Annotated in this window: 6 protein-coding genes; 4 read left to right on the top strand and 2 right to left on the bottom strand. The window is 47.4% G+C overall.

Annotation, left to right across the window (positions count from 1 at the left end):
- The 4 genes from ABUE20_RS11210 to ABUE20_RS11195 all read left to right on the top strand — a co-directional run.
- Window positions 1–198: hypothetical protein (locus tag ABUE20_RS11210; protein ID WP_408620015.1), on the top strand; the 198-nt coding region annotated here is incomplete at its 5' end.
- 170 nt (window positions 199–368) lie between these two features.
- Window positions 369–1,364, top strand: a complete 996-nt coding sequence (locus tag ABUE20_RS11205; protein WP_408620014.1) for a TAXI family TRAP transporter solute-binding subunit — start codon at window positions 369–371, stop codon at window positions 1,362–1,364.
- Between the two features lie 27 nt (window positions 1,365–1,391).
- Window positions 1,392–3,275 (top strand): TRAP transporter permease, encoded by a 1,884-nt coding sequence (locus ABUE20_RS11200; RefSeq protein WP_408620013.1) that lies wholly within the window; start codon window positions 1,392–1,394, stop codon window positions 3,273–3,275.
- A gap of 73 nt (window positions 3,276–3,348) precedes the next feature.
- Entirely contained in the window at window positions 3,349–4,026 is a 678-nt protein-coding gene (locus ABUE20_RS11195) for an SDR family oxidoreductase (RefSeq protein WP_408620012.1), read from the top strand.
- Between the two features lie 293 nt (window positions 4,027–4,319).
- On the opposite strand, the gene ABUE20_RS11190 is transcribed toward ABUE20_RS11195, so the two are convergent.
- Window positions 4,320–5,507 carry a sialidase family protein gene (locus tag ABUE20_RS11190; RefSeq protein WP_408620011.1) on the bottom strand — a complete coding sequence of 396 codons (1,188 nt, stop codon included), beginning with the start codon at window positions 5,505–5,507 and terminating at the stop codon, window positions 4,320–4,322.
- Between the two features lie 12 nt (window positions 5,508–5,519).
- Window positions 5,520–6,962 (bottom strand): sodium:solute symporter family protein, encoded by a 1,443-nt coding sequence (locus ABUE20_RS11185; protein ID WP_408620010.1) that lies wholly within the window; start codon window positions 6,960–6,962, stop codon window positions 5,520–5,522.
- Between the last annotated feature and the right edge of the window lie 3 nt (window positions 6,963–6,965).

Here is a 6,965-nt window from a genome sequence, read left to right as displayed (position 1 = left end):
CCCAAATCATCCCATGCCGTCTGTCCCGGATTACGCTCCGCTGCATCCGGGCTACGGATGCGGGTATGGCATGCTATTTTACAATTTTTCTTGCCGTATTCTCTGGATCTATTTTTCAGACTTCATTTTTGTTTCAGAACTCTAGTGATCTTCAGATTTGGGATCCGGATCGCTCAACTTTTTTCCCATGTGTTATAAAAAAGTGAATAATATGATTGAATATAATCTTTATGATTGAATTCAATACATATATGTCGAGTTGTTAGCGTCATTATGTCTAAATCAAAGGCTGATTAAAAACAAAAATGATTGAAAACAATCAACCCTATTGCAATTAAACTGTGAAAATAACCAAAAGGGTCCCCTACATGAAAAGTATTAATTTTAAACATCTCTGTTTTGCCGCTGTACTGGCTTCATTGGCTCCGATCTCGTTCGCTCAAGCTCAAACGGCTAGTATTATTTCGCAGCCTCCAGGTAATGGTTGGTATACCTATGGAACAACTTTTGCCCGAGTCATTCCAGAAAAAACTGATCATAAAGTGGATGTGAAACTGATCCCTCGCGGTGGCGGTATGGCTAACCCTGTAGTGGTCAATAACGGCAAAGCTGATTTTGGTTTTACTACATCTAATGCAGCGGTGTGGGCGAAGGAAGGGCTAACCGACATTTATAAAGGACATAAGAATCCTCATTTGCGGATGGTGTTAGCTGGTATGCAGCAAGCTTATACCTTGATTATTGCTCGTAAAGCTTGGGTCGATAGTACAGGGAATAACACCCTTGATAAGATTATTCATGCCAAAAAAGTAGTGATTGCGACTAAACCCACCGGTTCTCAGGTTCCTATTTTGGCTGACTTTATTTTTAAATCGATGGGAACTAGTTTTGCTCTACTTAAAAGTGAAGGCAAAATCATTCAGATCGGTAGCGGTCAGGCGAGTCAAATGATGCGTGATAATGCCATCGATGTGTATATCGATAACGTCCCTGCGATGCATCCGAATGTGACCCAAATGGCGATGACCAATCATATCGTCTTCATTCCCTACCCAGATAAAGTGCTCAAAGCAATGGCTGAAGTTGGTTTGCCTACCGGGGTGATGCCCAATGGAACCTACAAAGGACAGACAACGGATTACCGCAATCCTGTAAGTGCAACCGTATTTGTGACCAACGACTCTGTCCCTGAGCAAAAAGTTTATGAAGTCACCAAAGCATTGACCGAGAGTGAAGCGGATATTAAACAAACTCATGCGCCGCTAAAATTCTGGCAACCCTCTGCCATCGACCAATACAGCCATATTTTACCTCTAGCTGATGGTGCTGCGAAATATGATCGGCAGCAAGGCTGGCTGAAATAATCAGACCGTTTGCAAGGGAGAGTGAGGATGCAATATAAACATCTATTACTGGGACTGAGAACTGTTGTTGGCATTGGTTATATCCTGTTTCTGCTAAAGCAGTTCTTTATTCCTATGTCACCGTTGATGGCGGCTTCGATACATGTCTATTTGGCGACAGTTTTGATTTTTTGCTTTAAGCCGCTTTCGTTTGAGAAACGCAGCTGGCGTTATTTGGGGCATGCTTTCGATTGGGTCTGCATCGCAGTTGGGCTTTATATCTGTCTGCATTATTTTCAGGCCAATGCGCGGTTGGAAAATCGTTTGGAGATGATCGATCCCATTCTGTTTTCCGATAAGTTTGCTTTTGTCGCCGGCGTGTTGTTGCTGTTTGAAGGTATTCGCCGTTCGGTTGGCTATTCGTTATTAGTCGTTGTTCTGGCGTTTCTGCTTTATGGCTATTTGGGGCCCTACTTCCCCGGTTGGACTAAATTCTCCGGTTTTTCGCTGGAAACCATGACTGAACTCATCAGTATGAAAACGGATGGATTGTTTGGGATCACTGCCAGTACGGCGATTAACTTTGTGTTTTTCTTCGTGCTGTTTGGCTGTGTTTTTACCACCACAGGAGGGGGGAGTGTTTTTATTGATCTGGCGATGAAAGTGACGGCTCGTCTCAAAGGTGGGGCGGCGAAAATGTCGTTGGTTGGTTCGGCGTTATTTGGAATGGTCAGTGGTTCAGCAGTTGCCAACACCACATCGACTGGTGTGCTCACGATCCCGATCATGAAGCGCTCCGGGTATAGCAGTGAACAAGCTGCAGCGACTGAAGCGATCGCTTCGACCGGTGGTCAATTGATGCCGCCGATTATGGGGGTTGCTGCTTTTGTTATGTCCGATATGTTGGGGATCCCCTACAGTGATATTGCGGCAGCAGGTTTAATCCCTGCCGCGGCATTCTATTTTGCTCTGTTTGTGATTGTGGATCTACGCGCTCGGAAAACTGGGATAGGGAATATTCCAGCACATGTATTGGAGGTGGATCCGATCCTGCCGCGATTACATCTGCTGATTTCACCCATATTTCTGGTGTTGGCCTTAGTATTCGGATATTCCGCACCTTATTCGGCTTTCATTGGGTCGGTGGTGGCGTTGATTGTCCCATTGCTGCGGAAAAACACTCGTTATGATTTCAAAAGTCTCTATCCGATGTTGTTGGATATTGCCAAACAGATGGCATGGGTTTCGGTACCGCTGGCATCGGTTGGGATCGTCATGGTGGTGGCTACACAATCGAATTTAGCATTTAAGTTCGTTGGGATCTTAAGCATGGTTGGAGGAGATCATCTCTATCTATCGCTTCTCATGATTATTGTGGGTTGCGTGATCATGGGGATGGGATTGCCAACCGTTGCTGCGTATATCATTGGTTCGATTATCTTTGCCCCGGCGTTGATCGGGATGGGGGTCGACCAGCTCGCGGCCAATATGTTCATCATGTATTACTGCGTGTTATCGATGGTAACTCCACCAGTGGCTCTTTGTGCCTATGCAGCTTCGGCGATTGGAAAGAGTAACTCTTCGAAAACCGGTTTTATTGCTTTCTCTTATGCGCTGGTGATCTTCATCGTGCCTTTTAGTTTTATCAGCGACCCGGTCGTGCTTTGGCGCGGTAGTATCTGGGCGATTTTAATTGCGTTTGCTGGAATGTTAATGGCAACTTTTTGCTGGGCTGTGTTCTTGCAAGGGTGGCTAAAACGACCACTAAATTGGCTGGAACGGATTGCCTTTTTAGCGGTGAGTTTAGGATTAGTGCTGGAATCATCGGTGACACCTTTGTGGTTTTTGTTCGTGGTGTTGGCCATTGGGTTGATTCTATGGTGCTGGCGTAGCGGACTGTATCGACTCGCGCATGCGCATTCTTCGGTTTAGTGTGAAGGTTTAATTCGAAGTCGCCACGTTGTGGCGGCTTTTTCTTTTTTAAGTTGTATAAGGACAAATTAAGATGTTAGGACGAGTATTAGTAACCGGTGCCAGTTCAGGGATTGGTTTAGCAATTAGTCAGTATCTGTTGAAACAGGGCTGGCAGGTTCTAGGAATGTGTCGCTCCAAGCCACCGATTGAACATCCGCAATTTAGTTTATATCAGCTCGATCTTTCTGATTCGGCCGCTATTGCAGCGACCTTAGCCGAGTTGCCTCCCATGCAGGCGTTTGTTCATGCAGCAGGTATGATGGCCGCAGCACCGTTAGGACAGCTGGATCTGGCGTTGGGCGAACGGCTATGGAAGTTACATATCAGTGCCGCAGAGCAGATTGCCAATCATTTGGTGGGTCAGTTCAGTGCCGGCAGCCGTATTGTTTTGATTGGTAGTCGGACCTCTTGTGGTGTGGCAAACCGTAGCCAGTACAGCGCCACCAAAGCAGCCATGGTGGCGATGGCTCGAAGCTGGGCGGCAGAGCTCGCGCCTAAGGGAATCACTGTGAATGTAGTCGCGCCATCGGCGACGGAAACCGAGATGCTCAAACAACCGGGGCGGGAAAAATCAGCACCGAAGTTACCCCCAATTGGACGTTATATTCAGCCAATTGAAATTGCGCATTACGTTGCCTATCTGCTCTCGGATATGGGGGCCGCGATCACCGGTCAGGAATTGATGATTTGTGGGGGGGCATCGCTTTAATGCTATTTAAAATCTTGTTTATAGCCGTATCCCGGCATTCGCTTCGCTGCTTGCCGGGCTACAAGAAAATACACCTACATTCTGATAAATCAGCGTAGCCCGGATGAAGCTTGTGAAATCCGGGATGGATCAGCATCGTTCCCGGAATTCGCTTCGCTGTTTACCGGGCGACAAAACAATTTGATTTAAATAGGGATACATTCCAGAGCGAAATACGAAAGGGCCCGAAAGCCCTTTATATTATTTCAATGGATCACCAATCTGGACTTTGGTGATATTGAGAGGGAAGCGTATTACGCTTTTGTCACCCAGTTTTCTTCGACACAGACATATTTAATGGCCTGTCGGAAGTAGGTAAACGCAATGTGTAGTTTGCCATCTAACCCCTGTTTGATGCTGGGATAAGAAAACTCACGATTGAGTTTATCGGTTGAGTTGTTGGTCATGCAGTAGCCATCACCGACTTCGAGATTGCGGCGATAGGCCCAGCTGGCACCGCAGTCCGTTGAGATCGCTAGTGACATCGGTGCCCGAGGGGCACCCCAGAATGCGGTTTTAGCATGGTCATCAACCGGCACTTCTTTCGCTTCACTGGTCGTTTGCCCATCCTCTTCAATTTCGTCATACAGCGATAAGCGTCGTTCCGTCGCCCCCTCTTTGCTCATATGATTGTAAACCAGAGCCACGTGGCCGTTTTCTAGCACGGTGGCTTGAATCGATGAGTTGTTGTTGGGCAGTTCAGTGGCTTGAGGTTCGCTCCAGGTGTGGCCCCCATCTGTTGAATAACTCTGATAGATATGGTCAGCCCAGCGGCTGCGGTACAGCGCCATTAGCCGGCTATCTTTGAGCTGCATGATGTTCATGTGAACACAGCCTAAGCTGTTAGGGACCGGATAATCGATCCAAGTTTTACCTTGATCACTGGAGATTTTAACCGCGCTGGTATCGTAGTTCCCGACCCATTTTTCACCTGGTTTGCTATCGCAATAGAATACCGGGAGTAACCAATCGCCATTTTCCAAAACCACTGGGGGCTGACGCACAAACGTGCCTGGTTTATCTAGCAGTACTTCGATAGGGCCCCAAGTGCGGCCCATATCTTGTGATTGACGGTAGCGAACGATCGCGGTGTCCTGGTTTCCAGAAACCTGCGCGGTATAGATCAGCCACAAGGTTTGGTTTGGATCCAGAAACAGAATAGGGTTCTGTTCAGAGCGGGTTGGATCATCAGACAGCTTATCTGTGGGTGACCATTGGTTTTCACCTTTCGCTAACCGAGACATATAGATAGAAATATCGGAAATGCCTTCCTGAGTACCACCGAACCAAACACAAAGGAGGTCGCCGTTGGGGAGCGGCAAAATATTGGCGGCATGATTTTGGTTACACTCGGATGGAAGATAACTTTCTATCCGTTCTGGATCGGTTGGATTCACATGGATCTGTCCGGTGTGTTCAATTGTGATAGCATCCTGATTCATCGGTTGAGACTCCTATTTTTGATGAGTTGATGCACTGTTTGCTGTCGAAATAACCAGCGAATCAGTAGCAGTGGGCTGTACCGCTTTTTTGTGAGGGAGCACGGCATCAATCGCCATAATGATAGCAGGCGCGGCTAGTGCGACATACATGTTGTTGATCCCAAATGGGTTTCCGGCTAAGTACCAGACGCTGGTTAGAATGGCCGAACCTAGAAGACCACAATTGGCACCCCGGGTACTACTGTAAAATGGGGCGAAAAAGGCTACGATTGCAACAACCGAGATCGATAACCGTAGTGCTCGAGTAAAGAATGACAACTTCAGAATTTCCGGTACAAAGAACACCAGTAGTAAAGGTGCAAAGCCAATGATCAGTGATAGGATGCGACTCATTCTGAACTGCTGTTTCTCTGTCGGGTTGCAGTATGGAATGTAGAAATCTTTAATCACTAGTGACGAGATGGCCAACGCCACTGTAGAGACACTCACAAAGACAGAAGCCACTAAGCCGGTTGTCACGACGGCTGCTAGCCATGGAGACATCTCTTTTAAGAACGATGGCAACGCATAGAGACTGGACATTCCCGGGTGCAGATATTTTGCAGCTACACCTGAGAGTGCGATTCCCAATGCGATCGGAATGCAGAAAATGCAAGCTAAGAAGGTTGACCGGCGTGCTGCATTGGCACTTTTAGTCGATGAGATCGCCTGAATGATGTATTGGGTACAGAAAATAGTTCCAATGGTGCCGATGACCCATGCGCCGATGGTGCCGACTCCGATGGTTCCATCCCAGGTCCAATAGAATTTAGGCATGTTGTGGAGCATTGGGGTAAAGCCCCCGGTCATTTTCAGAGCGACCCAAACGATTGCCATTACCGCAAAGTATTTTACGGCAGTATGGACGATCGTGACATAAGCGACGCCTTTCATCCCACCGAAGCCAAAATAGAAGGTACTGACAATGGCGGTGATGAAGGCGGCGGTAATCAGCGATACATGTAAAACTGCGGCAATTGCGGCCGCACCGCTGACATAGTTTCCGGTGTTCACCAACAGCAACGCGTAAATCATGATCAACGATACGAGGTTTTTGGTCGAGCGGCCATACTTCTGACTGATGGCTCCGGATATAGTCACCTGACCGGTTTTGTAGATCCGTTTAACTAAAATCAGGCCAAATAGCGGGTAACCGATGGCTGCCCCTAGAATTGACCACGCGGCTGCAATCCCATGTTCAAATGCTGATTGCGCGGTCCCGACAGTAGACTGTGCGCCGATAAATTCGCTCATCAGCATCAGTCCGACGATGATGGCCGGTAGCGATTTAGAACCCTGCATAAAATCACTGTTATTTTTACTGCGTAGACGAATGGTTAGCCATGTTGTCAAGGCAATATAGATGACAACCATGCTGATAATCAGCGTGGTATCAACGGCACTAAAACCATGCATAGT

The organism is Celerinatantimonas marina, assembly GCF_046054165.1.
Lineage (GTDB): Bacteria > Pseudomonadota > Gammaproteobacteria > Enterobacterales > Celerinatantimonadaceae > Celerinatantimonas.
Note: the sequence above shows the minus strand (reverse complement) of the source record. Positions and strands in the feature narration are given on the sequence as shown.

Bases quoted from the DNA above. Each gene is read 5' to 3' on its own strand.
- ABUE20_RS11205 (WP_408620014.1), top strand. From the start codon at position 369: ATGAAAAGTATTAATTTTAAACATCTCTGTTTTGCCGCTGTACTGGCT.
- ABUE20_RS11190 (WP_408620011.1), bottom strand. From the start codon at position 5,507: ATGAATCAGGATGCTATCACAATTGAACACACCGGACAGATCCATGTG.
- ABUE20_RS11195 (WP_408620012.1), top strand. From the start codon at position 3,349: ATGTTAGGACGAGTATTAGTAACCGGTGCCAGTTCAGGGATTGGTTTA.
- ABUE20_RS11200 (WP_408620013.1), top strand. From the start codon at position 1,392: ATGCAATATAAACATCTATTACTGGGACTGAGAACTGTTGTTGGCATT.
- ABUE20_RS11185 (WP_408620010.1), bottom strand. From the start codon at position 6,962: ATGCATGGTTTTAGTGCCGTTGATACCACGCTGATTATCAGCATGGTT.